Here is a 3,013-nt window from a genome sequence, read left to right on the forward strand (position 1 = left end):
AAAACTCACTTAACTCACATGGGTAAAGGGAAAATATACTTTAACTTTGATTTGATCAACAAAGCCGTTTTTTGTTAGTTTTTCTTCATCTTCAGTATTTAACTTTAGTCTTTTTGATTTAAGTTTTGGCATTATACGTGATAAGACAGTTTCCTCAGGATAAGGTGACTCTCTCTTTTTTAACCACTGATTCAAAGTAAATCTTTTGTTGCCGTCAGCTGCCTGGCTTGCCTCTTTATTTGATAAAGATATTATATCTTGTCTTTTCTTCTCTTGGGGACCTTCATCTTTTTTTTCTAAATGAAGCGGTATATTATTTTGCTGCTGTTCTTCATTTTTAATTTCTTTTTCCAACATCTTGCTCACCTCGCCTGTCTCAACATCGAGAAAAAAACCTGAATAATTCCACTTAGAATTAATTTTAGCGCCTGAAAAAATTATTAGTTCTTTATTTTGACTTATTTCTTTAATAAAATTCATATATATTTTAATATGTTTTTTTGATTTTTCAGAAGAGTCGCCTCCAAGAAACCCTACTCTTAATCGATCAGCTTTACTTTGTCTCTCTGCGTAGTCCGGAAATGAAGTAGAGATTATATCGTGTAATTGTTTTATATCTATACTACGTACTAATGCCGTAATTTTTTTTATTGGATCGTGGATTGTTAATGCCGTATCCTGCACAAGGTGTTGGGTAAACAAAAAGTATGTTCCTTCACCAGCTTTTGCTATACCTATTGTTCCGGATTGTACTTCTTTCATTTTACTATTCCTGAATATTTAATTATAAATATATATGACTCTTTATAAACTATATTTACATAAAAAACTTTTAAAAATAAATAATAATTTATTATTTATGCTTATTACCTTGCAACTCCCTTAGTGAGCGAGTTGGCAACTTTACTACAAAAAGATTTTTTAGTTTTGGTATTATCCGTACCAAAAGAATTAACCTGACCGGACGCTTCTTCTTTTTGTTCTTGCTGTTTTGGTTGCCTTGACTCAAGTGTTTTTGCTCCAATTTGCTTCGCTTATCTTGTCTATGGTCTTTCTTATGCTCTTCATCCTCATCTTCATCTCTAATTTTACCGAGAATGTCCTCCTCTTTACAGGATAATTGAACTTTCTTTCTTTTTCCTGTTATAACTTCTTGCTCTATCTGCTCTTCTTCAAGTGTACTAATACTGTGGTTGGTCGTATACTCAATAAGCTTTTCCCCTTAGCTCATCAGTTCAAACGGTACCGTCAACTTAAAAATATGCAAGGAATATATTATTAAAAGAGTGGTGAAATAGTTTGAGTTTTCTAATGTATAAGAGGCATAAGTATCCTTCTGAAATAATAAGATATGTGGTTATGCCATATCATAGGTATTGTTTAAGCCTGAGAGATATATCTGAAATATTGTTATACAGGAGCATAGAAGTAAGCCATGAAAGCATCAGGGAATGGAATAAGAAGTTTGGGCCAATAATAACAAATAATATACGCAGGAGAAGGCAATATACTGCCCAAGGCAAGTGGCATTTAGATGAGATGAGAGTAGTCATAGGAGGAGAAGTTTATTGATTATATCGAACAATAGATAGTAATGGAGAAGAGTTAGATATTTTCCTGCAAAAGAGAAGGAATACCAAAGCAGTTAAGAGGTTTTTTAAGAGGCTACTGAAGAGATGTGGTTTTGTCCCGAGGGTCATAATAACTGATAAGTTAAGGAGCTATGGTTCTACTAAGCAGTTTATACTTAAATCTACTGAACATAGGAAACATAAGCGATTAAACAATATAATAGAAAACTCGCATCAACCCACTAGGCAAAAAGAGAGACTGATGAGGAAATTTAAGGACCCAGGAGCTACACAGCTATTTTTATCATCATGTGGTCAATTATTAAACTTATTCAAAGTAGGTAGGTATAAGTTTAAAGCAGAAAATTACAGGCAAAAAATGAAAGCAGCTTTTACATTATATAATGATGCTGCCTCTCAATACTGCCATGCTTAATACATAATAAGTTCTTTACCCAATAGCATAATATCTGCCTATATAACTTAAGTTGATGGTGCCGGGATACTAAATTTCTTCCAATAAAAGGTATTAAGCAGCTTTCCTACTTTCCTATAGAATCGGAGCTTAGCATATTTCCTGAAGAACGAATTTCTCTTATTCTATTTACCCATAAACTTACAACTTTATCTACCACGCGCTCTGAAAAGTGAGGATATACTTGAGCATTTGTTGTATCATTATGTTTAAGCTTGGGATGCTCAAGATAGAAGTAAGCAATTTTATTTAAGATTTCATTAGGTATTATTATCTCTTTGGTTTCTCCCATTACCATAAGCCCAGCTGATTTATAAGAGTTATAGAATGATGCTACATAATCACCCAGCGGTGTTGATAATTTGCTTTTGATAAATCTTTTTTCAACATAATAAACATATGCATCTTGGATAGATAGGTTTTTTAATTCCATAGTTGTTTCAAAATTCCCAAAATATCTAGAAAATTTGGAGACATCTATAATATCAGAAATAAATGTAATATAATTTTGTTGAAGATCAGAATTATTAATACCGGATATAAATGAATAAGCATTATATCTTATATTAAAACATGCATTTAATTGGGTATAAATATAATCATCTATATCATCATCTATTACTGGAGGATGTACTCGATGGTTGTTTATTATATCTATTGCCAATCTGTATTGGTGACCAACTATAGCTTTTATTACAGCTTTATCTTTATCCGCTCCTAGATTTAGCAACCATTCCACCAGCTCTTTATGCCCATATTGAGCAGCTCCTTTTACAGCCTTGTCTTTACATGCTCCTTGGCTTATCAACCACTCTACCAGCCCATTATGTCCATATTGAACAGCTCCTTTTACAGCCTTGTCTTTATATGCTCCTTGGCTTACCAACCACCCTACCAGTTCTCTATGCCCACATTGAGCAGCTCCTTTTACAGCCTTGTCTTTACATGCTCCTTGGCTTATCAACCA

At 33.2% G+C, this 3,013-nt stretch carries 4 protein-coding genes; 2 read left to right on the forward strand and 2 right to left on the reverse strand.

All coding sequences use genetic code 11. The features are described 5' to 3' along the window. Nucleotides 1-9: 9 nt before the first annotated feature. Nucleotides 10-762: a hypothetical protein gene (locus tag NF27_RS10020; protein WP_039456649.1), complete on the reverse strand. Its 753-nt coding sequence runs from the start codon at nt 760-762 to the stop codon at nt 10-12. Between the two features lie 549 nt (nt 763-1,311). On the opposite strand from NF27_RS10020, the gene NF27_RS11950 reads away from it, so the two are divergent. Continuing rightward, nucleotides 1,312-1,572, forward strand: a complete 261-nt coding sequence (locus NF27_RS11950) for an IS6 family transposase (protein ID WP_053332608.1) — start codon at nt 1,312-1,314, stop codon at nt 1,570-1,572. A 12-nt stretch (nt 1,573-1,584) separates the two neighbouring features. Further along, nucleotides 1,585-2,007 carry a DDE-type integrase/transposase/recombinase gene (locus NF27_RS13205; protein ID WP_084212812.1) on the forward strand — a complete coding sequence of 141 codons (423 nt, stop codon included), beginning with the start codon at nt 1,585-1,587 and terminating at the stop codon, nt 2,005-2,007. 106 nt (nt 2,008-2,113) lie between these two features. On the opposite strand, the gene NF27_RS12645 is transcribed toward NF27_RS13205, so the two are convergent. Next, nucleotides 2,114-3,013: ankyrin repeat domain-containing protein (locus NF27_RS12645; RefSeq protein WP_161791859.1), on the reverse strand; the 900-nt coding region annotated here is incomplete at its 5' end.

Source organism: Candidatus Jidaibacter acanthamoeba (assembly GCF_000815465.1).
GTDB classification, from domain to species: Bacteria; Pseudomonadota; Alphaproteobacteria; order Rickettsiales; family Midichloriaceae; genus Jidaibacter; species Jidaibacter acanthamoebae.

Bases quoted from the DNA above. Each gene is read 5' to 3' on its own strand.
- NF27_RS10020 (WP_039456649.1), bottom strand. From the start codon at position 762: ATGAAAGAAGTACAATCCGGAACAATAGGTATAGCAAAAGCTGGTGAA.
- NF27_RS11950 (WP_053332608.1), top strand. From the start codon at position 1,312: ATGTATAAGAGGCATAAGTATCCTTCTGAAATAATAAGATATGTGGTT.